General features: G+C 41.0%; 26 protein-coding genes and 1 riboswitch. Of the genes, 18 read left to right on the forward strand and 8 right to left on the reverse strand.

Annotated elements, in window-relative coordinates:
• The first annotated feature begins 198 nt into the window (after positions 1 to 198).
• The 6 genes from sufB to J4N25_RS03540 are packed head-to-tail and all read left to right on the forward strand — an operon-like array spanning position 199 to position 5,850.
• Positions 199 to 1,641 (forward strand): Fe-S cluster assembly protein SufB, encoded by a 1,443-nt coding sequence (gene sufB / locus J4N25_RS03515; protein ID WP_207420761.1) that lies wholly within the window; start codon positions 199 to 201, stop codon positions 1,639 to 1,641.
• 48 nt (positions 1,642 to 1,689) lie between these two features.
• Positions 1,690 to 2,445, forward strand: coding sequence for a Fe-S cluster assembly ATPase SufC (sufC, locus tag J4N25_RS03520; protein WP_207420762.1), 756 nt, complete (start codon positions 1,690 to 1,692; stop codon positions 2,443 to 2,445).
• A gap of 38 nt (positions 2,446 to 2,483) precedes the next feature.
• A complete protein-coding gene (gene sufD, locus J4N25_RS03525) occupies positions 2,484 to 3,806 on the forward strand; it encodes a Fe-S cluster assembly protein SufD (protein ID WP_207420763.1) in 1,323 nt (440 codons plus the stop codon).
• 16 nt (positions 3,807 to 3,822) lie between these two features.
• Positions 3,823 to 5,076: an aminotransferase class V-fold PLP-dependent enzyme gene (locus J4N25_RS03530; protein WP_207420764.1), complete on the forward strand. Its 1,254-nt coding sequence runs from the start codon at positions 3,823 to 3,825 to the stop codon at positions 5,074 to 5,076.
• A 25-nt stretch (positions 5,077 to 5,101) separates the two neighbouring features.
• Positions 5,102 to 5,533 carry a SufE family protein gene (locus J4N25_RS03535; RefSeq protein WP_207420765.1) on the forward strand — a complete coding sequence of 144 codons (432 nt, stop codon included), beginning with the start codon at positions 5,102 to 5,104 and terminating at the stop codon, positions 5,531 to 5,533.
• Positions 5,530 to 5,850: a metal-sulfur cluster assembly factor gene (locus J4N25_RS03540; RefSeq protein WP_207420766.1), complete on the forward strand. Its 321-nt coding sequence runs from the start codon at positions 5,530 to 5,532 to the stop codon at positions 5,848 to 5,850. Before J4N25_RS03535 ends, J4N25_RS03540 begins: the two co-directional genes overlap by 4 nt.
• 50 nt (positions 5,851 to 5,900) lie before the next feature.
• On the opposite strand, the gene J4N25_RS03545 is transcribed toward J4N25_RS03540, so the two are convergent.
• The 3 genes from J4N25_RS03545 to J4N25_RS03555 all read right to left on the reverse strand — a co-directional run bounded on the left by J4N25_RS03545 (position 5,901) and on the right by J4N25_RS03555 (position 8,528).
• Complete coding sequence (locus J4N25_RS03545; RefSeq protein ID WP_207420767.1) at positions 5,901 to 6,359, reverse strand: DUF6174 domain-containing protein; 459 nt, start codon at positions 6,357 to 6,359, stop codon at positions 5,901 to 5,903.
• 66 nt (positions 6,360 to 6,425) lie between these two features.
• Entirely contained in the window at positions 6,426 to 7,154 is a 729-nt protein-coding gene (locus tag J4N25_RS03550; RefSeq protein ID WP_207420768.1) for a (Fe-S)-binding protein, read from the reverse strand.
• A 42-nt stretch (positions 7,155 to 7,196) separates the two neighbouring features.
• A complete protein-coding gene (locus tag J4N25_RS03555; protein WP_207420769.1) occupies positions 7,197 to 8,528 on the reverse strand; it encodes an MFS transporter in 1,332 nt (443 codons plus the stop codon).
• A gap of 108 nt (positions 8,529 to 8,636) precedes the next feature.
• Here J4N25_RS03555 and J4N25_RS03560 point away from each other — a divergent pair, with 108 nt between their 5' ends.
• The gene (locus J4N25_RS03560) at positions 8,637 to 9,179 is read left to right on the forward strand and encodes a DUF2059 domain-containing protein (protein WP_207420770.1); all 543 of its coding nucleotides are present in this window, start codon (positions 8,637 to 8,639) and stop codon (positions 9,177 to 9,179) included.
• A 10-nt stretch (positions 9,180 to 9,189) separates the two neighbouring features.
• Here J4N25_RS03560 and J4N25_RS03565 read toward each other — a convergent pair whose 3' ends face one another.
• Positions 9,190 to 9,402 carry a DUF3820 family protein gene (locus tag J4N25_RS03565; RefSeq protein ID WP_207420771.1) on the reverse strand — a complete coding sequence of 71 codons (213 nt, stop codon included), beginning with the start codon at positions 9,400 to 9,402 and terminating at the stop codon, positions 9,190 to 9,192.
• 124 nt (positions 9,403 to 9,526) lie between these two features.
• Positions 9,527 to 11,947 carry a glycosyl hydrolase family 28-related protein gene (locus tag J4N25_RS03570; protein WP_207420772.1) on the reverse strand — a complete coding sequence of 807 codons (2,421 nt, stop codon included), beginning with the start codon at positions 11,945 to 11,947 and terminating at the stop codon, positions 9,527 to 9,529.
• A 310-nt stretch (positions 11,948 to 12,257) separates the two neighbouring features.
• Positions 12,258 to 12,351, forward strand: a riboswitch (TPP riboswitch).
• A 58-nt stretch (positions 12,352 to 12,409) separates the two neighbouring features.
• Between J4N25_RS03570 and thiS the strand changes: the two genes are divergently transcribed.
• The 8 genes from thiS (at position 12,410) to moeB (ending at position 19,558) form a co-directional block, all read left to right on the forward strand.
• Positions 12,410 to 12,613 (forward strand): sulfur carrier protein ThiS, encoded by a 204-nt coding sequence (gene thiS / locus J4N25_RS03575; RefSeq protein WP_207420773.1) that lies wholly within the window; start codon positions 12,410 to 12,412, stop codon positions 12,611 to 12,613.
• An 84-nt stretch (positions 12,614 to 12,697) separates the two neighbouring features.
• A complete protein-coding gene (gene thiC, locus J4N25_RS03580) occupies positions 12,698 to 14,581 on the forward strand; it encodes a phosphomethylpyrimidine synthase ThiC (protein WP_207420774.1) in 1,884 nt (627 codons plus the stop codon).
• 3 nt (positions 14,582 to 14,584) lie between these two features.
• Entirely contained in the window at positions 14,585 to 15,184 is a 600-nt protein-coding gene (locus tag J4N25_RS03585; protein ID WP_207420775.1) for a thiamine phosphate synthase, read from the forward strand.
• Positions 15,174 to 15,911 (forward strand): hydroxymethylpyrimidine/phosphomethylpyrimidine kinase, encoded by a 738-nt coding sequence (locus J4N25_RS03590; protein ID WP_207420776.1) that lies wholly within the window; start codon positions 15,174 to 15,176, stop codon positions 15,909 to 15,911. The genes J4N25_RS03585 and J4N25_RS03590 overlap by 11 nt, the downstream gene beginning before the upstream one ends.
• The gene (locus J4N25_RS03595) at positions 15,908 to 16,546 is read left to right on the forward strand and encodes a thiamine phosphate synthase (RefSeq protein WP_207420777.1); all 639 of its coding nucleotides are present in this window, start codon (positions 15,908 to 15,910) and stop codon (positions 16,544 to 16,546) included. The genes J4N25_RS03590 and J4N25_RS03595 overlap by 4 nt, the downstream gene beginning before the upstream one ends.
• A 42-nt stretch (positions 16,547 to 16,588) precedes the next feature.
• Positions 16,589 to 17,353, forward strand: coding sequence for a thiazole synthase (locus J4N25_RS03600; RefSeq protein ID WP_207420778.1), 765 nt, complete (start codon positions 16,589 to 16,591; stop codon positions 17,351 to 17,353).
• Positions 17,346 to 18,458, forward strand: a complete 1,113-nt coding sequence (thiH, locus tag J4N25_RS03605) for a 2-iminoacetate synthase ThiH (protein WP_207420779.1) — start codon at positions 17,346 to 17,348, stop codon at positions 18,456 to 18,458. Before J4N25_RS03600 ends, thiH begins: the two co-directional genes overlap by 8 nt.
• Before the next feature lie 44 nt (positions 18,459 to 18,502).
• Complete coding sequence (moeB, locus tag J4N25_RS03610; RefSeq protein WP_207420780.1) at positions 18,503 to 19,558, forward strand: HesA/MoeB/ThiF family protein; 1,056 nt, start codon at positions 18,503 to 18,505, stop codon at positions 19,556 to 19,558.
• 54 nt (positions 19,559 to 19,612) lie between these two features.
• On the opposite strand, the gene pnp is transcribed toward moeB, so the two are convergent.
• A complete protein-coding gene (gene pnp / locus J4N25_RS03615) occupies positions 19,613 to 21,799 on the reverse strand; it encodes a polyribonucleotide nucleotidyltransferase (RefSeq protein WP_207420781.1) in 2,187 nt (728 codons plus the stop codon).
• A gap of 206 nt (positions 21,800 to 22,005) precedes the next feature.
• Positions 22,006 to 22,284, reverse strand: a complete 279-nt coding sequence (rpsO, locus tag J4N25_RS03620) for a 30S ribosomal protein S15 (protein ID WP_207420782.1) — start codon at positions 22,282 to 22,284, stop codon at positions 22,006 to 22,008.
• A 143-nt stretch (positions 22,285 to 22,427) separates the two neighbouring features.
• Between rpsO and J4N25_RS03625 the strand changes: the two genes are divergently transcribed.
• From J4N25_RS03625 to J4N25_RS03635, 3 genes are read left to right on the forward strand one after another with little or no spacing between them, the layout of a single operon-like run.
• Complete coding sequence (locus J4N25_RS03625; protein WP_207420783.1) at positions 22,428 to 22,850, forward strand: acyl-CoA thioesterase; 423 nt, start codon at positions 22,428 to 22,430, stop codon at positions 22,848 to 22,850.
• A gap of 36 nt (positions 22,851 to 22,886) precedes the next feature.
• Positions 22,887 to 23,501, forward strand: a complete 615-nt coding sequence (locus J4N25_RS03630) for a YigZ family protein (protein WP_207420784.1) — start codon at positions 22,887 to 22,889, stop codon at positions 23,499 to 23,501.
• Positions 23,498 to 24,370, forward strand: coding sequence for a nucleoside phosphorylase (locus J4N25_RS03635; RefSeq protein WP_207420785.1), 873 nt, complete (start codon positions 23,498 to 23,500; stop codon positions 24,368 to 24,370). Before J4N25_RS03630 ends, J4N25_RS03635 begins: the two co-directional genes overlap by 4 nt.
• Positions 24,371 to 24,452: 82 nt before the next feature.
• On the opposite strand, the gene J4N25_RS03640 is transcribed toward J4N25_RS03635, so the two are convergent.
• Positions 24,453 to 24,716 (reverse strand): hypothetical protein, encoded by a 264-nt coding sequence (locus J4N25_RS03640; protein ID WP_207420786.1) that lies wholly within the window; start codon positions 24,714 to 24,716, stop codon positions 24,453 to 24,455.
• Positions 24,717 to 24,745 lie beyond the last annotated feature (29 nt).

A 24,745-nucleotide genomic window follows, 5' to 3' on the forward strand; every position in this document is an offset into this window, starting at 1 on the left:
CGAATTAATCTCTTGACATTCCCCTTGCAATAAAGAGACTTTGCCGTGAATTAAGGAACGTCTATTGCGGTTCATTCTGTGTAAATTGGAGTTATTCTAGAAAGAAGGGATTTGCTTAAAAAGATTGCAGCAGAGTAAACATTCGTTTTATATGCAACAATTTGCGAATCAAACACTTTAATTAAAAAAGGGAACGACATGAGCAAAGATGATAACTTGTTAGAAAGCCTCGCTGATAACGAGTACGAATATGGGTTTACTACTGAAATAGAAATGGACGTAGCCCCGAAAGGCTTGAATGAAGATACTGTCCGCTTCATATCAGCGAAGAAAAATGAGCCAGAATGGTTGCTGGAATGGCGACTTAAAGCGTTCCGGCACTTCCTGCAAATGAAGATGCCTCAATGGCAGAACTTTGAAATGCCAGAGTTTGACTTCCAGGGAATCTCCTATTATGCGGCTCCCAAAAAGAAAATGTTGAAGAGCCTTGATGAGGTTGATCCAGAGCTACTGGATACTTTCAATAAGCTAGGAATTCCTCTCGACGAGCAGAAACTGCTTTCGGGGGTTGCTGTCGACGCTGTATTTGATAGCGTATCTGTAGCAACTACCTTCCGTGAAAAACTGGCAGAACAAGGCGTTATTTTCTGTTCTTTCGGTGAAGCCGTGCAGGAACACCCGGAGCTTGTAAGGAAGTACCTTGGAACCGTTGTCCCTCCCGGAGATAACATTTTCGCGGCCCTGAACGCAGCTGTTTTTTCTGACGGTTCTTTCGCTTATATCCCTAAAGGAGTAAGATGCCCTATGGAACTTTCTACTTACTTCCGTATTAATGCGAAGAACACCGGGCAGTTTGAACGTACCTTATTGGTAGCTGATGAAGGAAGTTACGTAAGCTACCTTGAAGGGTGTACTGCTCCTATGCGGGATGAAAATCAATTACACGCAGCGGTAGTGGAACTGGTTGCACTGGATAATGCAGAGATAAAATACTCGACCGTTCAAAACTGGTACCCTGGGGATAAAGATGGAAAAGGCGGCGTGTACAACTTTGTTACTAAGAGAGGTATTTGTAAAGGTAAAGGTGCCAAAATATCATGGACACAGGTTGAAACAGGATCGGCCATAACGTGGAAATACCCTAGTGTGATACTTAAGGGGGATAATTCGGTTGGCGAGTTCTACTCGGTGGCCCTTACACGGAATAAACAGATTGCCGACACCGGCACTAAGATGATCCACCTTGGAAAAAACACTAAAAGCAAGATCATCTCCAAGGGAATTTCAGCTGGGAACAGCCAGAATAGCTACCGGGGACAGGTAAGTATTCACGGCAACTCTTCAGGTTCGAGAAACTTTACCCAGTGCGATTCACTGCTTATTGGTGATCGCTGCGGGGCCCATACCTTTCCTTACATTGAAAATCGCAATAGCTCATCTATAGTAGAACATGAGGCAACTACATCTAAAATAGCTGAAGACCAGATATTTTATCTTAACCAAAGAGGCATCGATACAGAAAAGGCGGTAGCACTGATCGTTAATGGCTATGCGAGCGAAGTACTAAATAAATTACCAATGGAATTTGCCGTTGAAGCCAGGAAGTTGCTTGCAATTTCCCTGGATGGAAGTGTGGGTTAAGGACATAAGTTTGAAAGTTAACGGTTAACAATAATTAAAACGACATACATGCTACAAATCAAAGATCTGCAAGCAAGAGTTGAAGATAAAGAAATATTAAAGGGAATAAACCTGGAAATTAAACCAGGAGAAGTCCATGCAATTATGGGCCCGAACGGGTCTGGTAAAAGTACACTTGCCTCAGTCCTGGCTGGTAACCCAGGCTTCGAAGTTACAGGGGGACAAGTTTTGTTTGATGGGCAAGACCTACTTGACCTTGATCCTGAAGATCGTGCAAGAGAAGGACTCTTCCTTGCTTTCCAATACCCTGTGGAAATTCCAGGAGTTTCTAATATGACTTTCCTGAAAACTGCCCTTGAAGAAATAAGGGCTTATAAGGGACTACCTGCTTTAACAGCCAAAGAGTTTATGAAGCTGCTCAAAGAAAAACAGGAACTGGTGGAGTTTAATACTTCATTGGTAAACCGCTCCGTGAATGAGGGTTTTTCAGGAGGAGAGAAAAAGCGTAATGAAATTTTGCAACTGGCAATGTTAAATCCGAAGCTGGCCATTCTTGACGAAACAGATTCAGGCTTAGATATTGATGCTTTAAGGATTGTTGCAGGAGGTGTGAACAAATTAAGGTCGCCGGATAATGCCTTTTTGGTTATTACCCACTATCAACGCCTATTGGATTATATTGTTCCGGATGTTGTCCATATTCTATTTGAAGGTAGAATTATCAAATCAGGGCCAAAAGAACTTGCCCTGGAACTGGAAGAAAAAGGGTATGACTGGCTTCGTGAAGTAGAAACTACAGGATAAGCCCTATCCTTTTCTGATTGACTATTTGATTTAATGAAATGGAGCAAGGAATTTTTAATAATACATATAATTATCTAGCGGAGAGTTTTGAAAGGGAACACTTGAAGGAAAGAGCATTCGAGCCGCAAAGCCTGTTAGCAAGGCGTGCTGAAGCGTTCCAATTGTTTAACCTAAAAGGATTTCCATCTATAAAAAATGAGGACTGGAGATTCACCAATCTGAATAAGGTCTTCAAAGAGGATTATCAGTTCCGGGAGCAGCAAGCTACTTTTCCCTTGGTGAATGAACCGATACCGGGACTAGAAGCTTGTAAGATAATTCTGATAAATGGTAAGATTGTCGCAGAATTATCTGATCCGCTTCCTGAAGGTGTAAGCTTTTTGAGTACTGAAGCCGCCCTTGCCGACGAAACTTATACAAATAAAATTGGAGAAATAGCTGTTCAGCATGATAATGCAATGCTGGGCTTAAACACTGCCTTTTTTAAGGATGTTTACGTGCTGCACGTACGGGCGAAGACGCTGATCGAAACTCCCATTCATATTAGTCACCATTTTACAGGAAATTCAGGTCCGGCTTTTATTGCCTACCGGCTGCTGGTACTTACTGAAGAACTATCTGAATCTACTTTAATTGAAACTTTCCATAGTGATCCACAATTGCCTGTTTTTGTGAGTTATGTAAGCGAATTTTCTGTAGCGCCTTCTGCTGTACTTCATACACATTTGGCAAACTCTGCTTCAGAAAGCCTGCACCTCGTTCACCACAGGGAAGTGGAACAGTTCAGGAACAGTATTTTCAATAATTCTAATCTTTCCCTTGGAAATGCAGCCTTTATTAGGAATGATTTAAACTGCAGATTGAGGGACTCGGGGACTGAGACTAATTTACTGGGTTCTTATGTTATTAATGGGCATCAACATGTAGATAACCATACGATCGTAGACCATCAAAAGCCGAACTCCAACAGCATGGAGCTCTACAAGGGGATCATGCTAGACAGGTCTCACGGTGTATTTAATGGAAAGATCTTCGTGCAGATAGATGCACAAAAGACCAACGCTTTCCAAAAGAACAATAACATCCTCATGAGTGACCAGGCAACGATCAACAGCAAGCCGCAGCTGGAAATATTTGCTGATGATGTTAAGTGTTCTCATGGCTCTACTGTGGGGCAGTTTGATGAAGATGCAATGTTTTACCTAAGGACCAGGGGAATTGGCGAGGAAGCTGCAAAAAGGATGCTGATCCAAGCTTTTGTTTCTGAAGTGCATTCAAAGATCAACCTCCCTGCTTTTCGGGACTATGTATCACAACTTCTTCAGAACAAGCTGGAGACAGACAACTTAATTACAGCCTGATACCTAAAAGAAGGAAATGGAATTGAAATCGGAAGACATACAAGAATATCTGAGTTACCAGGGCAATCCGGTGAGGGAGCAGTTTCCGTCGTTGAACCAGATGGTTTATGGGAAACCGCTTATCTACCTGGATAATGCAGCTACTACTCAGAAACCCTGGAGGGTGATTAATGCTGTTCAGGATTATTACACTACGATCAATAGTAATATCCACCGTGGTGTCCACTACCTTAGTCAAAAAGCTACTGATGCCTATGAGACAAGCCGCAATACTGTAGCTGCTTTCATTAACGCAAAAAGCTCCCGTGAAGTGATCTTTACCAAAGGTACCACAGAGGGTATAAACCTGGTGGCCGACTGCTTTAGTCGCTATGGCATTAGTGATAAGGATTCTATCATTATTTCATCCTTCGAGCATCATTCCAACATTGTCCCTTGGCAGATGCTTTGTGATAAGACTGGGGCGAGATTGAAAGTTATACCGATGAATGAGGACGGTGAGCTTCTGATGGATGATTATAAAGCCCTGTTAGACGACACTGTAAAAATTGTTGCCGTGAGCTATGTGTCAAACACCTTAGGTACTATAAATCCTGTAAAAGAGATCATCGAATTGGCTCATCAAAACGGAAGTGTCGTTTTAATTGATGCAGCACAAGCTGTTCAGCATCTGAGCATTAATGTCCAGGACCTGGATTGCGACTTCCTGGTTTTCTCCGGACATAAGATGTACGGGCCAACTGGGATAGGGATACTGTATGGGAAAGAAGAATGGTTGGAAAAGCTTCCTCCTTATCAGGGAGGTGGTGACATGATCAAGACGGTTACCTTTGTAAAAACAGAATACAATGAGCTACCATTTAAGTATGAAGCCGGGACACCGCATATAGAAGGAGCTATTAATCTAAAATCGGCGATCGATTTCATCAATGAAGTAGGACTTGATGAAATTGCGGCTTTCGAACAGGGCTTGATGACTTATGCTACCTCCGCCGTTCAGGGGATCACGGGAGTGAATATTGTCGGACAGGCGAAAGCTAAAACAGGATCGTTGTCGCTTTCGGTTACAGGGGCTCACCCTTACGATATTGGAGTACTGCTAGACAAAATGGGAATAGCAGTTCGCACAGGTCACCACTGTACACAACCAGTCATGGATTTCTTCTGCATACCAGGCACTGTACGAGCCTCCTTTGCACTTTACAATTCAACATCAGATATTGACAGGTTTGTAGATGGGCTTAAAAGGGTAGTGAACATGCTAATTTAACAAGCAGAGGTATTAAAAACAAACAATGACGATCAACGAAAAACAGGACGAATTAATTGAGGAATTTGAGTTTCTAAGCGACTGGATGGATAAATACGAACACATCATAGGGGAGGCGAAAGATTTGCCGGAAATGCCAGAGGAACTCAAACAGGATAAATATATTATCAAAGGTTGCCAGTCGAAGGTTTGGCTATACCCTGAATACAAAGACGCAAAACTGTATTTTCAAGCCGATAGCGATGCGATCATTTCCAAAGGGCTGGTAAGCCTTATTGTGAGGGTACTTTCGGGATATACGCCAGAAGAAATTCAAAAAGCAGAACTCTACTTCATTGATAAAATAGGACTTAAAGAACACCTCTCTCCCACCCGCTCAAACGGCTTGCTTGCCATGGTAAAACAGATTAAATTATACGCTCTGGCGTTAAGCTCAGCAAATAAGTTACAGCAATGATAATAAGTGATAAATTAGGCATTAAAGACCAGGTAATTGACAAACTAAAGGAAGTGTTTGATCCTGAAATTCCTGTTGATATATACGAACTCGGCCTTGCTTATGAGCTGTACACTGATACCCCGGGCATTGTTAAAGTGGTAATGACCTTAACGGCGCCTGGATGCCCAGCGGCAGATCAGATACTAAGAGATGTTCAGGCGAAAGTGTCGGAAATATCCGGAGTTAATGAGGTAAGAGTAGAAATAACATTTGACCCGCCCTGGGACCGGGAAATGATGAGTGAGGAAGCGAAGCTGGAACTAGGATTTCTATAATAAGGAAAGAGGCTCTGTCCTCCTTCCTTATTTAGCTGCCTTTCGAAAGACTATTTCTTTTCGAAGTTTGAAAGTTCGTATCCCATCTCTTCATCAGCCATGCGCTCGTCGAAATCTATATATATAGATTTTGGATATCCATAGGTGCTGTCGTAGGTGATATCAGCCCTTGCAGGATTTTTCTTGAGCGACTCTTCAATAAATTTGAACAACTGATCGATTGTCTTGAAATGCTGGGCAGGATTTGCTACTGCCTCTCCCTGGCTGTTTGTAGCAGAAACGACATGATCATCCACAACCACCAAATGATGCTTTCCTGCAATCACACAAAAACAATTCAGGCTTTCGTCAACCTCATAATCAAAGATGGCACTTTTGATCCATTTCCATCTGTTCTCACGCATTGTATCCATTTTATCGGATCCTATCCCTTCCACCTTACAGGAAAAAGAAGTCGTAAGCAGCGCTAAAAAGATTAATAAAAGGAAATTTCTATGGAGTAGTTTCATACCTGTTTACTTGATAACGACTATACGTAAAAAAGCGTAAGAAGGTAACAGGGTTAGAAATTAAAGCTACACATTACCCCAACCCATCGCCAGCACATCGGCAATATGCAATGTCTTTAAGGGAATATTATTCTTATCGATATACCCTTTAAGGTGAAGTAAACATGAGGCATCAGTTGAAATAATATATTCTGCATCCATGGCAAGTGCATGATCTACTTTTTGCTGGGCCATTGCACTGGAGATAGCGTTGAACTTGACAGCGAAAGTTCCTCCGAAGCCACAGCAAGTGTCAGTGTCCTTCATTTCTACCAGATCCAGCCCGTGCACTTTGGACAATAGCTGCCTCGGCTCTTCTTTGATCTTACACTCCCGCAGTCCCGAACAAGAGTCGTGGTAAACTGCCCGGCCTTCAAGTTCAGCACCGAAGTAGTCTTTTTTCAGCACATTAACAAGGAAATCAGAGAGCTCATAGATATTGCTTTGAATATTCCTGCACTTATTGTGCACGGCGGTATTTGTGAACAGATCATTATAGTAATTTTTGACCATACCGGTGCATGAAGCCGAAGGAGCTACGATATAGTTATTCTCCGAGAAGTCATCAAGGAACTTATTACCAACAGCTTTGGCTTCGTCCCAGAATCCGGCATTGAACGCAGGCTGACCGCAACAGGTTTGTTGCCCATTATACTTTACTTTGCAGCCTGCCTTTTCAAGGATCTTTACAGTATTAAAAGCAGTTTCCGGATATATCTGATCTACAAAACAAGGGACGAATAATTCAACTGTCATACAAGTTCCAAAGGTATAAGCATATGCTAAAAGAGCATAATCTTATTTAATTTCTTTTGTTTCGTATTTCTGCAATACAAACAACAGGATCAGGCCTATGAAAAAGAAAATACTTAGTCCTAATGCTGAATATCTGATATTATCCGATTGCTCTTCTATAAAGGCAAAAGTCGCCAATCCTATTACTATAGCTACCTTTTCCGTAACATCGTAGAAGCTGAAGAAAGAAGCTGTGTCTGTAGTGTTCTCAGGAAGAAATTTTGAATAGGTTGATCTGGACAGGGACTGGATACCTCCCATAATCAATCCCACTATTGCTGCCAGGATATAGAACTGATACTCATTAGCGATGAAATAAGCAGCGAAGCATACTCCAATCCATACAAAAACAACCAGCATCAACACCTTTGTATTTCCTACTATCTTTGATAAACGTGACATTACAAACGCTCCAAGGATGGCAACTAATTGAATGATAAGGATCGTTGCGATGAGCTTGGAGGTGCCCAGATGCAGAACTTTCTCACCAAAGCTAGCAGCTACCAACATGATCGTCTGCACCCCTATTGAATAGAAAAAGAAGGCATACAGGAATTGCTTTAAAACTTCTATCTGCTTCAACTGCCTCCAGACATTCTGAAGCTCCTGGTAACCACTGCCAACAGATCGCTTATGATTTTCCCTGGCTTTAGAATTTCCTTTTGGCAGAACATTGAATGGGATCTGCGCAAAGCCTATCCACCATAAACCAACTAACAGGAAAGATAGTCGCGCTGGAAAAGATCCATCGGTGATGCCAAACAGTTCAGGTTTTAGCACAAATACAAAACAAATTATCTGGAGAAGCACACTTCCGATATAACCGTAGGCGAAACCTTGGGCACTCACTTTGTCTTGCTGATCAACCGATGCAATTTCGGGCAGGTAGGAGTTACTGAACATTACACCGCCAATATAACCCATGGCGGCTACAGCCGAACAAATGATACCAAGTTCTAAAACACCAGGATCAAAATTACGCGTAATGGGGTTAGTGCGAAAGAAAAACAGCCCCATACAAGCTAATGAGCCAAGGTATGTAAAGGCTTTCATAAACGACTTTTTATTCCCCCGGTAATCGGCAGTAGATGATAGCAGAGGCAGTAAGGCCGCCATGATCAGATAAGCAACAGCAAGAGAATAGCTTGCAAGCGCAGTATTCACAAACTTAAACCCAAAAAAATCTACTTTATCCCCATTCTCTTTTGTTGTTGTAATGATAGTATAGTAAGCTGGAAAAATTGTTGAAGTGATCACTAGGTTATAGGCCGAGTTAGCCCAGTCGAACATCGCCCAGGAACGGACCACTTTCTTGTCGTTTTTTATAGACTGCATCCCCGAAAGTATAGAAAAACTAAGAATTCAGAAAATTATGGAGCAGTTGAGGAAAACTCATACAAATTGTTAATCTATAATTACCTTTGAGTAAATAAAAACCTGATCATGTTAAAAAGAACAATTTTATCCATTGCCTTTATCGCAATTTCATTTTCCAACAGTTTCGCGCAAAATAAAAAAGAATCCATCAAAGAACTTTTCCATTTGATGCAAACCGATTCACTAATGGAGAAAACGTTTAATGCTATCCTACCGACCATAAGACAACGCATGGAAGCACAAACCACTGATCCTGTGATCAGAGAAAATTCAGCTAAAGGGTTTGCAGCCGTGATGACCATAGCTAAAGACATTTGCAAAAGAATGATCAATGAGGATATGGTAGACATTTATGATCGTAATTTTACCGATCAGGAGATCCAGGAATTTACAGCCTTTTACAAAACTCCTGCAGGACAGAAGATGATTAAGTTATTACCTGATATTCAGAAGGAAATAATGACACTGATGATGCAGAAGTATATGCCTGAAATGCAAACAAGGATTAAGGCAGAAATGGAAAAAATTCAACCAGCAGCGCCGGCTACTCCAGCTAAACCAGTAGCCCCGGATCAGAAGAAACCAGTGAATTCGGGGAAGAAAAAGTAAGGCTTAATATCTATGCCTTCTTCAAAGGAGTTAGTAAATACTCCAGACCATTCAACTTGATTTCGTACATGGTATGGAGCAGCATTCCCAGCTTACCATCGGGAAAGCCTTTCGAATGGTACCAAACGAGATATGGCTCAGGTAAATTGCAAAGAATTATTCCTTTGTATTTGCCATATGGCATTTTAGTGGTAACCAACTCCTGTAATGATTGGGCATTCATGTAGCAAAGATTGGTTATTTCAACGAGAACGCAAGTACTGTGAGTAAAACATTGAGTATCCCAAATAGAAACGCCGATGAAGATTTCCCTCCACCGGCGTTTTATTTAACTATATCTGATTTGACTATCTTGAACTATAAGAAGCCGACTTATTCTTTAGTTCGTTAATGTTCCCCTCTGATACAATATTGCTAACCGTATTTGTAATCACACCTAGCCATGTATATCCAGCTTTAAAGTGATTACGGTATACATAAACATTTCTGCTACCTGGGGAAGCTTGTACACGGATACAATGAGCATTCGTATATATGGTATTCTCTTCGATAGTGATATCAGAAACCGCACGAGTGGCATTGTATGTACCCAGAACGATGGCTGAAGAGTTACCTGAAGAAGCTCTTGTATCAATAGTGTTTTTCACTATCCTGATATTATTCAGGTTGTATTTACCCCCTCCAAGTTGTACTCCTCCAACATTCGGATTCTTAGTTTTGATTACATTATTGCTAATTACAACACCAGTACCGTCTTCTGTGAAGCCAGGAGATATTGCGATGCAACCTGCATGGATAGTATTGCCGGTTATTGTATTATTTGAACCGAAAACTTCATACCCGCTACGATGGTTTCCGTTTCCTCCATTCATAACGTTCCCGCTGAATACTGTTCCTTTATAATATCCGGAGATTCCGTTTCCTCCTAATCCTTTCGGATCGTTAAGCTTATTATCTGCAATTTTAGAGTTAGTTACATATGCAGCTGCACATTCAATTGCAAATTGCTTACCATGCGTGTTTTCAAAGGTATTACCGATAATGCGGGTATTGAAATTTTCCTGGCTTTGTAATTGCAGGGATGGAGAGTTAGGATTTACAAGTCCCCAGCGGGTAAAGTCACAGTTCGATACCACTGCGTCCTTTGTTCCTCTAAGCTCCAATGAGGTGCGACCACCGTCGGTAAAGCGACAATTAACAAAACTTAAATTAACTATTGGGTAGGCATTAAGGCCCTTTGCCTGAACCACTCCTCCATCACGTCCGCCAGAGAAAGTTACATTTTCAGCTGAAACGTTTCTTGTGTTGTCGGTTACATAGAATGAGACCAGGTGGGCACCCGTGTTTGCCGCAAAATTAGCGTTCAATGTAAGGTTCTTAATCTTAATGTTACTCATTCTTGTAGGAATTCTAAACACTTTGCGATTTGAACCGCCTCCTGCACTAAGAATAATTTCTGTAGCACCTCCCGCTCCTTCGATAGTAAGGTTAGATGGAAGAATAATCTCATTGGAAATCACAAATCTTCCGGCAGGAAGCACAAGTGCCTGATTCCGGGAGGCGTAAGAATTAACAAGACTTTGAAGCTGATTTCTGTTATCTGTTACTCCATCTCCTTTAAGGCCACTTGCATTAGGTGCAGATGTTGATGGCGCTGTTGGTCCAGTAGGGAGTGAAGGAATAGGTGTAGTAACCACCGGAGTAGATGGGCTTGGTTTAGCAGGAGTTTCTACCGGTGCAGAAATAACATCTGATACAGGGAAAGCATTACTTGAAAAATCATTTGGATTGGTATTGTTGTTATTTCCTTTAATATCCAAGCCTGAAAACTTCTTTCCGTCACCGCCGCCAAATTTATTGCGAACGATGGTAGTAAAACTAAATGTTCCACCGATTCCGTTTCCTCCAATATGCTTGGCATCATTAAAGATGTTGTTTTCTATTTTTGTATTCTTGGTAGTTGATGCAGTAGATTCGATAGCATACTGGGTTCCCATACTATTACTAAATACATTATTGGTAATAGTTGTTTCAGTATTGTCCTGACTTTGCAGCTGTAATGCGGGACTTGCACTAGATTGCGATCCCCAGTTCTGGAAAACGCAGTTGGAGATCGTTGTATTTCTGGTACCCCTAAGCTCAAGTAGTGTGCGGCCTGCATGCAGGAATGTACATTTAACAAATCTAAGGTCTTTAACGGGATAATCGTTTAAACCCTTTACCTGAACAGAACCGCCATCTTTGCCACCAGCAAAGCTTACCTCTTCCGCTGAAACATTAGTGGTATTATCAGTAACAAAAAATGCAACAAGACGGCTTCCCGTATTAGCGTCCTGATTTGCATCTATTTTCAGATTCTTTATACTTACATTGGATGTACGTGTAGGTACCCGTAACACATTTCTACCTGAGACTGAACCGGCAGAAAGGATAATTTCAGTTTGGATACCCTGACCTTGTAAAGAGGTATTTGAAGGTAGAATGATCTCATCTGTCACTAGGAATTTTCCAGCTGGAAGTACTAAAGTTTTTTGTTTTGAGGCAGCATCATTGATCAGATTTTGTAATGTTGATCTGTTATCAGTTTTACCATCGCCTACCAGGCCTATAGCTGGTAAAGAGGAGTTGCCACCACTTGCTGTTGAGGCACTTAGCTTATCCCTGATGCTTAGTTTTTCCTCAACAATAAGCTCTTCCTGCTCTTCTTTTTTGCAGGAGGTAGTAAAGACAAAAGCATATAACAATGCCGTCCAATAGAATTTTCTCATAGGTCACTTACACTTTGGTTCTGCAAGGCGCAGAAAAATTTAAACACTATATAAACACTCGGCATCATTTACAACAAAACAATGCCAGAACTTAGGGATAAATGTTTTTTATACAATTTATAGGTAAAGACTTAAGATTTAACAACATGGCCGAAATTGAAGTATGGAAAAATTCCACAAATTGTGGTAGATGTTTGTGGTAAAACGATAAAATTTTTCTTTCAACAGAAACTTTAACTCCTGAATTTCATTACTTCATACTCTCTCCAAATTTCATTTGCATATACGGAAAAATTTTCCCTAAGTTTGTATCGTGCTTTAGGGGTGTCCGAAAAAGGACTGAGATTATACCCTTTGAACCTGATGCAGTTAGTACTGCCGAAGGGAAAAGTGAGGCCATCACGATGGCCATGCTATGACCTATTCTGTAGGACATTCCTGAGCGCCCCAACAAAAACAGGAATGGAAATCATTATCAATCAACAACCTCAAAGTATCCCTGATAATTACTCTGTTAAAGAATTACTTGCTTTCCTGATGCCTGAGGCAGATAAAGGAATTGCAGTTGCAATCAATCAGCAGATCATTCCTAGATCTGCATGGGCTAATCATAAACTTCATTCTAATGACAAGGTGATGCTTATCCGGGCAACACAGGGAGGATAGTTCTATTCCCTCAAGGAAACTCTATAACACCAGAAAAACTACAAATTTCTATAAATCCCAACCAGGTTTAAACAACCACAGATTATGAAAACAGAAAAAATTCCTTCTCAACAAACCATCACCCGCGAACCCTTTCCAGGTTCAAGGAAGATTTACGTAAAAGGGGAGCTACATGACATTACCGTAGCAATGCGTGAAATCAGTTTAACTGATACCAAGCTGTATGGAAAGCTAGGTGAAACGGAAGCCAATGCGCCAGTTACGGTTTATGACACCAGCGGACCTTATACAGATCCTAACATGGAAATTGACGTTAGAAAGGGACTACCGAAACTTCGCCAGCAATGGATCCTTGACAGGAACGATGTAGAACAGTTGCCCTCTATTTCATCTGCCTACGGCAAACAGCGTTTAGACGATTCAAGTCTTGACTCTTTAAGGTTTGAACATAACAGTAAACCTTTGAGAGCAAAAAGCGGAGCGAATGTTTCCCAGATGCATTATGCAAAGAAAGGTATCATTACTCCGGAGATGGAATACATCGCGATCCGCGAGAACCAGCGCATTGATTTACTTAAAGAACAGTTGAATGGTTCTTATGATAGTCTTGCCAAACAACACGCAGGTCAGAGCTTCGGAGCAAACACTCCTTTAAAATATATTACCCCCGAATTTGTAAGGCAGGAAGTAGCATTAGGGAGAGCTGTAATTCCTTCAAATATCAATCACCCGGAATTGGAGCCGATGATAATAGGCCGAAATTTCCTCGTTAAGATCAACGCTAATATTGGTAACTCTGCAGTAACCTCAACCATTGAGGAAGAAGTCGAAAAAGCAGTTTGGGCTTGCCGTTGGGGAGCCGATACGATAATGGACCTTTCAACAGGAAAAAACATTCATGAAACCCGCGAATGGATCATTCGTAACTCGCCAGTGCCTATTGGAACAGTTCCTATTTACCAGGCTTTGGAAAAGGTAAATGGTAAAGCCGAAGACTTAACCTGGGAGCTTTTCAGGGATACACTTATCGAACAAGCCGAGCAGGGCGTAGACTATTTTACTATCCATGCCGGAGTATTACTACGTTATGTTCCGCTAACAGCTAAACGCTTAACGGGTATCGTTTCGAGAGGCGGATCTATCATGGCGAAGTGGTGTTTGGCTCACCATAAGGAGAATTTCCTGTATACTCATTTTGAAGAGATCTGCGAAATCATGAAAGCTTATGATGTTGCTTTTTCACTAGGCGATGGGTTACGTCCGGGAAGTATTGCAGACGCAAATGACGCTGCTCAGTTTGGCGAATTGGAGACCTTAGGCGAGCTAACAAAGATAGCCTGGAAACACGACGTGCAAACTATAATTGAAGGTCCCGGACACATTCCAATGCATCTGATCAAGGAGAATATGGACAAGCAATTGCAGCATTGTAGCGAAGCTCCATTCTACACCTTAGGTCCCCTTACAACAGATATTGCTCCAGGTTACGATCATATAACTTCTGCCATCGGCGCAGCAATGATAGGCTGGTTTGGAACGTCAATGTTATGCTATGTAACACCTAAAGAACATCTGGGTCTTCCAAATAAAAAGGATGTTAAAGATGGGGTAATCGCTTATAAAATTGCTGCTCATGCTGCAGACCTTGCAAAAGGCCATCCTGGTGCTCAGTATCGTGATAATGCTCTAAGTAAAGCACGGTTTGAATTCCGTTGGGAAGACCAGTTTAATTTGTCACTAGACCCAGATACAGCACGCGAATTCCATGATGAAACACTTCCAGCAGAAGGTGCTAAAGTTGCGCATTTCTGTTCTATGTGTGGCCCGAACTTCTGCTCCATGAAGATCACTCAGGATGTTCGAAAATACGCGGATGAAACGGGCGCAAATGAAGAGGACGTATTGCAAAAAGGGATGGAAGAGAAGGCGAAGGAGTTTGTTCAGAAAGGCAGCGAAATCTACTTTTAAAGTATGAAATTGATGGTGGTCAGCAGCGAGCATTTTTTCGAGGGTGAAAGCAAGATCGTAAACCAACTTTTTGAGGAAGGACTACAACGTTTTCACCTGAGGAAACCCAAATCTTCAGCGGAAGATTTGGAACGCTTTATTAATCAGATTCACCCAGATTTCAGAAGCAAAATATCGCTTCATGACCACCATCATTTAGCTCCTGATCTTGGCATTTACAGACTTCACCTTAAAGAGAAATTACGAGTTGATCTAGGCGTTGACTTAGTAGGTGTAATTTCAAACAGTGCCTATAAATATAGCACTTCAGTACATTCTGTTGAGGAATTAAAAGTCATAGCAACTCAAATTGAATACGCTTTTTTAAGTCCGGTTTTTGACAGCATATCCAAGAGTAATTATCACGGGTTCTCCAGTGCGAATTTCAAAATTAAGGATGAGTGGAAGCGAACAAAAGTAATAGGTCTGGGAGGAATCGAAGAATCAAATATTAGTCAATTAAAAGACATGAATTTTGATGGTGCAGCTGTACTAGGATACGTATGGAAAAAGCCGGAAGATGCTGTCAAAAATTTCCTCAAATTAAAAAAATATGCAGAATAAGCGCCCGGTTGTATTAAGTATAGCAGGCCTGGACCCGAGCGGAGGGGCAGGACTTTTGGCTGATATTAAAACTTTTGAGCAACATAAGGTTGTTGGTTTTGGTGCTTGCTCGGCTCTGACTTGCCAAAATGACAGTGAGTTTCTAAGCATTGAGTGGGTAGATGCAAAAGGTGTAATCACGCAATTGGCTCCTCTTTTTAACAAATTCACAATTTCAACAGTTAAAATAGGGATTATCAGGGATTTACCGCTCCTGAGCGAAGTAATTATTTATATAAAAAGAGCAAATTCAGACGTAAAACTCGTTTGGGACCCTGTTTTAAAGGCTTCGGCAGGCTTTAGCTTTCATGAGCAATGGGATAGTAAATTACTTAAAGATATACTTGATCATATATTTCTTATTACCCCTAATTTCAATGAGTTAGGAAATCTAAATAGAGTACTTGAAGAGGACTTGATAAAATACGCGAATGTTTTGCTAAAAGGAGGCCACAACCCTGAACTACCGGGAATAGATGTAATTTATGAGCACCAACTCGCCCAGGAGATACCATCGGGGGTAAGGGAAATTCATCAGAAGCACGGGTCAGGCTGTGTTTTATCCTCTGCAATTACAGCACGCCTAGCACAAGGCTATTCCCTACTCGAGGCATGCAGACTTGCCAAGGCCTACACAGAGACTTTTTTAAACAGTAATTCAACCCTATTAGGTTACCATAATTTATGATTAGCAGACTACATTATATATCCCAGCAACAAGAGAGCATAACACATTTAGAAGCCATTAAGAAAGCATTGGACGGCGGATGTAAGTGGATTCAACTACGTGTTAAAAATCAACCAGAAGATGTTGTAAAAAGCTATGCTAAAGATGCAAAAGAGCTTTGTGATCATTACAATGCAAAGCTTATTATTAACGATTTTCCTAACATCGCTAAAGAAGTTAAAGCTGCGGGTGTCCACCTCGGTTTATTGGATATGCCAGTGTCAAATGCAAGGGAAATATTGGGTTCGGAAATGATCATTGGAGGAACAGCAAATACGTTTGAAGATGTAGTTCAAAGAGTTAATGAAGGTGCGAATTATGTAGGATTAGGCCCCTTCAGATTTACAAAAACTAAAGATAAATTAAGTCCCATACTAGGCACCGAAGGATATAGAAATATCTTAACAAAGATGCGTGAGAATAATCTCAACATTCCCATTATTGCCATTGGAGGAATAGAATTGGAAGATATAAGTTCTATCATGGATACCGGCGTATTTGGAGTGGCTATTTCAGGGGCTATTACTTTTGCAAATGATCATAGAATAGTAGTCGAAGAGCTCTACTCAAAGTTAATATTTAGCCATCAAATCTAACCCTCTCCCCTACTCATAAAATAAACAAATGAGCTTCATACTATGTTAAAGATAGCAGACAAAACATTCTCTTCCCGACTGTTTACAGGAACAGGAAAATTCAGCTCATCAGATCTGATGGAAGAAGCATTACTCGCATCTGGAAGCGAGCTGGTTACTGTTGCGTTGAAACGGGTAGATATCAGTAATCGCAAAGACGATATCCTTAATCACCTGAGACATCCACATATCAATCTTTTACCAAATACATCAGGTGTAAGAACTGCGAAAGAAGCTATTTTCGCAGCTCAACTTGCCCGTGAGGCTCTCGAAACGAATTGGGTGAAACTGGAAATCCATCCCGATCCAAAGTATCTTATGCCAGATCCTATAGAGACATTATTGGCTACAGAAGAGCTGGCAAAGCAAGGCTTTATAGTGCTTCCCTACATCCATGCAGATCCGGTTTTATGTAAACGATTAGAGGAAGTTGGCGCCTCGGCAGTAATGCCTCTTGGCTCTCCTATCGGGAGCAACAAAGGCTTAAAAACAATAGATTTCCTGGAAATTATTATTGAGCAAAGTAAAGTACCGGTAGTGATTGATGCTGGCATTGGAGCACCTTCGGATGCTGCGAAAGCTTTCGAACTTGGAGCCGATGCCGTGCTTGTAAATACCGCTATCGCAGTTTCTGATAATCCAGTTCAAATGGCCCAGGCTTTCAAGATGGCATGTGAGGCTGGAAGAATTGCGTATGAAGCAAAGCTGGCAAAACCTGTTAGCCATGCAATTGCAAGTAGTCCACTAACTGCATTTTTAGATGAATAACTTCATAGAAATTTTCGAGCAATACAATTGGGATGAAGTGAAAGCCAGGATCTACAGCAAAACAAATGAGGATGTAGAACGGGCACTTAATGCCTCCAAAAGAACAGTTGAGGATTTTATGGCCCTGGTCTCCCCTGCTGCTGCTGCTTACCTCGAGCCGATGGCTCAATTGAGTCAGCAGATCACTCAAAAGCGTTTTGGAAAAGTGGTACAGATGTATATCCCGCTTTATTTATCCAATGAATGCAATAACATCTGCACCTACTGCGGTTTCAGTCTGGATAATAAAGTAAAGCGAAGGACTTTAACGCCTATGGAAATCATGCAGGAAGCGGCAGCAATAAAAGAAATGGGATATGATCACGTACTCCTGGTAACTGGAGAGGCAAACCAAACGGTCCATGTCGACTATTTTAAAAAGGCTCTTGAGCTGCTTAAGCCTCACTTTTCTCATATTTCAATGGAGGTTCAGCCGATGGATGAAGAGGATTACCGGGAGCTGATTCCTTATGGATTAAATACAGTACTCGTTTATCAGGAAACCTACCACAAAGACGACTATAGGAAACACCATCCGAAAGGAAAGAAATCAAATTTCAATTACCGGATAGAAACTCCCGACCGTTTAGGAAGAGCGGGAATCCACAAGATGGGTTTAGGAGTATTGATCGGACTAGAAGACTGGAGAACTGACTCCTTTTTTACTGCCTTGCATCTGAATTACCTTGAAAAAACCTATTGGAAATCCAAGTACAGTTTATCATTTCCACGTTTAAGACCTTTTTCAGGAGGCTTAGAGCCTAAAGTTGAAATGAGTGACAGGGAATTGGTGCAGCTGATCTGCGCGTACAGGATATTTGATGAAGAAGTAGAAATCTCGCTTTCAACAAGAGAATCTGAGAAATTCAGAAACAATGTTATCAAATTGGGGATAACGTCTATCAGTGCTGGCTCTAAAACTAATCCTGGAGGATACGTGGTGGAACCAGAATCTCTGGAGCAGTTTGAAATATCGGACGATAGGAGCCCTGAGCAAATTGCAGAGGTAATAAAACAGCAGGGTTATGAAGCCGTATGGAAAGATTGGGACCGGGTGCTTTATTGACAGAGCTAGGATATAAACGCTTGCACAAGTAATTATCTTTGAATATGACTTTCACGAATTCGAATCTTGGCACAGATGAACTGAAGCGGTATAATCGTCAGATTATTCTATCAGAGATTGGCATCGAAGGTCAGCAGAAGTTAAAGGCTGCTAAAGTGCTTGTTATCGGAGCAGGGGGACTGGGTTGCCCGGTTCTCCAATACCTTGTAGCTGGTGGAGTAGGTACCTTAGGTATCATTGACGATGATAAGGTAGACGTAAGTAATTTGCACCGGCAAATTCTTTATTCTGCGGCAGACACTGGAAGAAATAAGGCAGAATGTGCAGCAGAAAAGCTGAAAGTATTAAATCCGGAAGTTAGGTTTATAACTTTTCCTGTAAGACTCGACCCTAGTAATGCCAGAGCTACCCTTGTGGCTTTTGATATTATCATAGATGGCTCTGATAACTTTGAAACCCGTTACCTTGTAAATGATACCTGTGTAGAATTGAACAAACCATTGGTCTTCGGTTCTATTTTCGGATTTGAGGGCCAACTGTCGGTCTTTAATTACCAAAATGGCCCAACCTACCGTTGTGTATTTCCGGAACCTGGAGATGCCCCGAATTGCGCTGTAAATGGAGTACTCGGAGTATTACCGGGTATCATCGGGACTTACATGGCTAATGAAGCATTAAAAGTGATACTTGGAATTGGAGAGCTCCTTTCGGGTAGGCTACTGGTGATGAACGTGCTGGAGAATAGCTTCCATACATTTAAGGTATCAAGGGTTGCTCCATTACGCGCGAATTCTCAAACTATCACCACTGAGGGTGATAAAAATTTAAAGTCGGACTTCAATATGACCAGGGAACAATTGGAAGATCTGTTGGAGCAGAACGAAGGATCCTTGTTTCTAGTAGATGTCAGAGAACCTAACGAATTTGAAGCGGATAATTTAGGTGGTATCAATATCCCTCTTTCTGAAGTAACAGACGAGCTTTCTTCTCTCCCAACAGACAAAACTTTAGTTTTCTATTGCAATACAGGAAAAAGAAGCAAGCAGGCTTTTGAACTTGTGAAGGCAGGGGGATTTGAAGGGTTAGCTTATTGGGTATAGCCTGAGATAGAGCTTAAAAATAAAAAAGCCCCTTTACGGGGCTTTCCTTTTTTGTTACTGTTCAGCAGAAGGAGCTGATGGAGTATTATTTTCAGCAGGAGCTTTTTCTTTACCCTCTGGTTTCGGAGGGCGTGGAAGAAGTGCCTTACGTGATAACTTCAATTTACCTTGTTTATCAACATCCAGTAATTTAACTCTTACTTCGTCGCCTACTTTGAAGATACCTTCCATAGTCTCGTAGCGTTTCCAATCGATTTCTGAGATGTGAAGAAGACCATCTTTACCAGGCAGGATTTCAACAAATGCACCGAAAGGCATAATTGATTTCACTTTTCCTTCATAGATCTCTCCTACTTCTGGTTTTGCAACGATAGCACGGATACGACCTCTGGCTTTGCTGATCGCCTCTCCATCTGGAGCGAAGATACTTACGATACCTTGATTATCTTTTTCTTCAATAGTGATGGTAGCACCAGTTTCACGCTGCATTTCCTGAATGATCTTTCCACCTGGCCCGATAACTGCACCAATGAATTCTTTATCGATCTTGATCACCTCAATACGTGGAGCATGAGATTTAAGTTCAGAAGCAGGCTCTGCCATTGTTTTCTTCATCTCGTTTAAGATGTGAAGGCGTCCTTCTTTCGCCTGCTCTAATGCAGCACGAAGTACTTCCCAACGAAGACCGTTGATCTTTAGGTCCATCTGACAACCAACGATACCATTCTCGGTACCTGTTACTTTAAAGTCCATATCACCTAGGTGATCTTCATCTCCAAGGATATCAGAAAGAACGGCATATTTGCCAGTTTTCTCATCTGTGATCAATCCCATTGCGATACCTGATACAGGAGCCTTGATTTTAACCCCAGCGTCCATTAATGCTAAAGTACCCGCACAAACAGTTGCCATTGAAGACGAACCATTTGACTCAAGGATATCAGAAACGATACGTAAAGTGTATGGGTTCTCTTCCTCTGGAGGTAATACTTGTTTCAAAGACCGTTGAGCAAGGTTACCGTGACCAACTTCACGACGACCAGGACCACGATTAGGACGAACCTCACCTGTTGAAAATGCAGGGAAGTTATAATGTAAGATGAACTTCTCGTAACCATTGATGAACGCTCCATCAATCATTTGCTCATCTAATTTAGTTCCTAATGTTACCGTAGTTAATGATTGGGTTTCACCACGAGTGAATACAGCAGAACCGTGAGCTGCAGGAAGATATCCTACTTCGCTCCAGATAGGACGAACAGTACGAACATCACGTCCATCTAAACGAATTCCTTCATTAAGGATCAGATTACGAACTGCATCGTACTGAACATCATGGAAGTATTTTTTCGCCAGGAACTTTGTTGTATCATCCGCATCCTCACCTAAAGAAACAAGAACCTCTGTTTCTATTTCCTTAAACCTATCTGAACGCTCGTGTTTAGCTGATCCTGACTTGGCAATATCATACACCCTTTGGTAAGTATCTGCAAAGATCTTCTCTCTTAACTCAGGATTGCTATGCTCGTGAGAATAAGTACGCTTAACTGTTTTACCAGCCGCCTCTGCCAATTCTTTTTGAGCCTGTACCTGAATTTTGATAGCCTTGTGTGCAAACTCGATCGCCTCTACCATTTCATCTTCTGAAATTTCATGACACTCTCCTTCTACCATCACGATGTCGTTCTCAGAACCGGCAACTATAAACTCAAGGCTAGCTTTCTCTAATTCATCACGGTAAGGATTAATTACCAGCTTTCCATCGATCTTAGCTACGCGAACCTCTGAAATCGGACCGTTAAAAGGGATATCAGAAACAGCGATAGCTGCAGAAGCAGCAAGACCTGCTAATGAATCAGGCATGATATTCTTATCAGCAGAGATCAATGAGATCAAAACTTGCGTATCTGCATGATAATCTTCTGGGAACAAAGGACGAAGTGCCCTGTCAACCAAACGGGAAATTAAAATTTCATAATCTGATAAGCGAGCTTCACGACGAAGGAACCCTCCTGGGATACGTCCTGTAGCTGCATATTTTTCCTGGTAATCCACCGAAAGTGGTAAGAAATCGATTCCTTCTTTTGCCTCTTTGGAAGAAACAATCGTTGCAAGTAACATCGTGTTACCCTGTTTTACCACTACAGATCCATCAGCCTGTTTGGCTAACTTCCCTGTTTCGATTTCGACAATACGCCCATCGCCAATGTCGAAACTCTTTTTAATTGCGTTATAACTCATTTTTTGTTCATTGTAGCATGCTTTACCTCTTTAAATAGCATGCCGAAATTTATACTAAATTTTGCGGGCTAATTTAAAATAAAAAAAGCCATACTTGCTATAGAATGAATTTAATTTTTAATTGAGTTTATAGAGGAAATATGGACACCGTATAAACGAAAAAGCCGCTCTTTTTGGGAGCGGCTTTTTCGTTGAAGCTTTTTGAATTATTTGATGATATCTCTTAATTCTAATGCTTTGATGATAGCACGGTATCTATTGATATCCTTTTTATAAAGATATGCTAATAAAGCACGACGTTTACCAACTAGTTTTTGAAGAGCTAACTGAGTAGAAAAATCTTTCTTGTTCTTCTTCAAATGCCCGGTTAAATGAGCAATACGAGATGTAAATAAAGCTACCTGTCCTTCTGTAGAACCTGTATCTGTAGCGCCTTTACCATGTTTGGCAAAAATATCTGCCTTGTACTCTTTACTTAAATACATTACGGAAATAATATTAAAGCTTAAAAATTTTGTTAATTGAGGCGCAAAGATAGAATTAATTCACCTAAAACCAAACTATTGATCAACAGTTTATAAAAGATTTAATAATTAACTTCGCACACCACAACAAGGCATCGCATTTAATGGATCAAGGAAAAACGTTCAGTAGATTTACCAGTGAGCTAAAGGTAAGACCAGATGATATAGACATGTTCAACCATGTACATAACAGCAAGTATTTCGACTACGTACTGGCTGCCCGGTATGAACAAATGGAAACTTGCTACGGGATGTCTATGGAACAGTTTATGGAACTGGGCTATGGATGGGTGGTCAAGACAGCACACGTTGAATTTAAACGCCCGTTAACGCTCGGTGAGAGTTTCAAGGTTACCACAGGCATCATTACAATGAACGAAAAGAGCAGCAAGGTTTCTTTCGAAATTGTAAGTTCTAAAACAGGTAAGGTATGCAGCGATGGTTGGTTTGATTATGTGCTTATAGATATAAAAACTGGCAGAGGGATGAAAATCACTCAGGAAATGATCGACAAGTATTCTATTTAGAAACATTTTTTCAAACCTAAGCCCTATCATTGCATCATGCTTTTTGATGATAGATACAAGACGGTAAAAACAACCAGTGAGGGAATTTTCAGGGACAAGGGGAGTAAGTTTATTGCCTATTGCTATCCGGTAAAAACCGAGGGGGAAAGTAAAGTTATCCTTGCCCATTTAAAAGCCGAACATCCAAAGGCCCGCCATCACTGCTGGGCTTTAAGATTAAGTCCCGACCGTAGCATATTTCGTATAAATGATGACGGTGAACCTTCAGGGACTGCCGGAAGGCCTATTCTTAATGTTCTGCTTTCTAATGATCTTACTAATGTGTTCGTGGTGGTTGTAAGATATTTCGGGGGAACATTACTTGGCGTGCCGGGACTAATTAACGCGTATAAAACTGCAACTGTCGAAGCTCTTCAGAACGCGGAGATCATAGAAAAAACGGTAAACGATATTTACCGCCTGAACTTTGAATATTTGCAGATGAACGAAGTTATGCGAGTTTTAAAAGACATCAATATTGTAATCCTGAAACAGGATTATGATAATAATTGTATTTTAGAAATCGAAATACCAAAATCTAAATTAAACGACGCTCTCCTCAAACTAGACAAAATAGACCTCTTAAATTACACTTACTTACAAACCGTATGATCCAGTATTCTGATGCTGATTTGATTTTAAATCCTGATGGAAGCGTTTACCATTTAAATTTGTTACCTGAAGATATTGCTGATACCATCATAACTGTCGGGGATCCCGACCGCGTTTCTGAGGTCTCTGCCTTTTTCGATAAACTTGAACTAAAAAAAGGCAAACGGGAATTCATCACCCATACTGGTTATATAGGCAAAAAAAGACTCTCTGTTGTCTCAACCGGTATAGGTACAGATAATATAGATATTGTAATTAATGAGCTAGATGCCCTTGTCAATATCGATCTGAAAACCCGAAAGGAAAAAGCAAAAAAGAAAAGTCTGGAAATAATAAGGATTGGTACATCTGGAACTTTGCAGGATGACATTCCCGTAGACACTATTCTTGTTTCAGAATTCGCTATCGGACTTGATTCTTTGATGCCCTATTACTCCAGGGATTACACACCGCAAGAAAAGCGACTGGAGGATGCAATTGAAAGACACCTGAATGATATTAAAGGTATATCCCCTTATGCAGTAGAACCAGACCTCGGCCTTTTGACAAACGTGGGAGACGGTGCAGCTAAAGGAATAACAATAACTGCTCCCGGATTTTATGCACCACAAGGCAGAGCCTTAAGAGCAAAACAAGCAATTCCATTTCTTCTGGAAAGATTACAGAAGTTTAGTTTTGACGATAAGAAGATTACAAATTTTGAGATGGAGACTGCCGGGATCTATGCATTAGCAAAAGTGTTAGGACATAAGGCGTTATCCGTTAATGCGATCCTTGCTAATAGGAAAAAGGGGAGTTTCAGTGCAAAGCCACAAAAAGTGATAATGGCCTCGATAACTTTCGCTTTAAAAAATATTATTAAACTGTAACTATAGCACAGGCAGCTAGTGTACAATAAAAAAAGCCACTACTACTGAACAGTAGTAGTGGCTTTTTTTATTGCTCCCGGACTTAATTAATATCGAACCTGCTAACAATATTTCTTGTAATATCAGAAAGAATAGTCGGTGGTATAGTTCCACTTACTACCTCCCAGTTATTATCAGAAGTTCTGGATAATGTTCCGAGATACATGCTATCTAAATCAACGCGATATGTATCTAAATGGCGGGTAACGTTCATTTCGTAAAACTCGCCCTTATCAAACAGGTCAACATAGATATTGAAAGAATTTTGGTCTGATGACTGATTGGTCTTAACTGTCTGGCTGATCATAATTATTTAACACAAAGCGGCATAAATTT

The organism is Desertivirga brevis, from assembly GCF_017355835.1.

Excerpts from the sequence above, each read along its gene's own strand:
- sufB (WP_207420761.1), top strand. The coding sequence starts at position 199 with ATGAGCAAAGATGATAACTTGTTAGAAAGCCTCGCTGATAACGAGTAC.
- sufC (WP_207420762.1), top strand. The coding sequence starts at position 1,690 with ATGCTACAAATCAAAGATCTGCAAGCAAGAGTTGAAGATAAAGAAATA.
- sufD (WP_207420763.1), top strand. The coding sequence starts at position 2,484 with ATGGAGCAAGGAATTTTTAATAATACATATAATTATCTAGCGGAGAGT.
- J4N25_RS03530 (WP_207420764.1), top strand. The coding sequence starts at position 3,823 with ATGGAATTGAAATCGGAAGACATACAAGAATATCTGAGTTACCAGGGC.
- J4N25_RS03535 (WP_207420765.1), top strand. The coding sequence starts at position 5,102 with ATGACGATCAACGAAAAACAGGACGAATTAATTGAGGAATTTGAGTTT.
- J4N25_RS03540 (WP_207420766.1), top strand. The coding sequence starts at position 5,530 with ATGATAATAAGTGATAAATTAGGCATTAAAGACCAGGTAATTGACAAA.
- J4N25_RS03545 (WP_207420767.1), bottom strand. The coding sequence starts at position 6,359 with ATGAAACTACTCCATAGAAATTTCCTTTTATTAATCTTTTTAGCGCTG.
- J4N25_RS03550 (WP_207420768.1), bottom strand. The coding sequence starts at position 7,154 with ATGACAGTTGAATTATTCGTCCCTTGTTTTGTAGATCAGATATATCCG.
- J4N25_RS03555 (WP_207420769.1), bottom strand. The coding sequence starts at position 8,528 with ATGCAGTCTATAAAAAACGACAAGAAAGTGGTCCGTTCCTGGGCGATG.
- J4N25_RS03560 (WP_207420770.1), top strand. The coding sequence starts at position 8,637 with ATGTTAAAAAGAACAATTTTATCCATTGCCTTTATCGCAATTTCATTT.
- J4N25_RS03565 (WP_207420771.1), bottom strand. The coding sequence starts at position 9,402 with ATGAATGCCCAATCATTACAGGAGTTGGTTACCACTAAAATGCCATAT.
- J4N25_RS03570 (WP_207420772.1), bottom strand. The coding sequence starts at position 11,947 with ATGAGAAAATTCTATTGGACGGCATTGTTATATGCTTTTGTCTTTACT.
- thiS (WP_207420773.1), top strand. The coding sequence starts at position 12,410 with ATGGAAATCATTATCAATCAACAACCTCAAAGTATCCCTGATAATTAC.
- thiC (WP_207420774.1), top strand. The coding sequence starts at position 12,698 with ATGAAAACAGAAAAAATTCCTTCTCAACAAACCATCACCCGCGAACCC.
- J4N25_RS03585 (WP_207420775.1), top strand. The coding sequence starts at position 14,585 with ATGAAATTGATGGTGGTCAGCAGCGAGCATTTTTTCGAGGGTGAAAGC.
- J4N25_RS03590 (WP_207420776.1), top strand. The coding sequence starts at position 15,174 with ATGCAGAATAAGCGCCCGGTTGTATTAAGTATAGCAGGCCTGGACCCG.
- J4N25_RS03595 (WP_207420777.1), top strand. The coding sequence starts at position 15,908 with ATGATTAGCAGACTACATTATATATCCCAGCAACAAGAGAGCATAACA.
- J4N25_RS03600 (WP_207420778.1), top strand. The coding sequence starts at position 16,589 with ATGTTAAAGATAGCAGACAAAACATTCTCTTCCCGACTGTTTACAGGA.
- thiH (WP_207420779.1), top strand. The coding sequence starts at position 17,346 with ATGAATAACTTCATAGAAATTTTCGAGCAATACAATTGGGATGAAGTG.
- moeB (WP_207420780.1), top strand. The coding sequence starts at position 18,503 with ATGACTTTCACGAATTCGAATCTTGGCACAGATGAACTGAAGCGGTAT.
- pnp (WP_207420781.1), bottom strand. The coding sequence starts at position 21,799 with ATGAGTTATAACGCAATTAAAAAGAGTTTCGACATTGGCGATGGGCGT.
- rpsO (WP_207420782.1), bottom strand. The coding sequence starts at position 22,284 with ATGTATTTAAGTAAAGAGTACAAGGCAGATATTTTTGCCAAACATGGT.
- J4N25_RS03625 (WP_207420783.1), top strand. The coding sequence starts at position 22,428 with ATGGATCAAGGAAAAACGTTCAGTAGATTTACCAGTGAGCTAAAGGTA.
- J4N25_RS03630 (WP_207420784.1), top strand. The coding sequence starts at position 22,887 with ATGCTTTTTGATGATAGATACAAGACGGTAAAAACAACCAGTGAGGGA.
- J4N25_RS03635 (WP_207420785.1), top strand. The coding sequence starts at position 23,498 with ATGATCCAGTATTCTGATGCTGATTTGATTTTAAATCCTGATGGAAGC.
- J4N25_RS03640 (WP_207420786.1), bottom strand. The coding sequence starts at position 24,716 with ATGATCAGCCAGACAGTTAAGACCAATCAGTCATCAGACCAAAATTCT.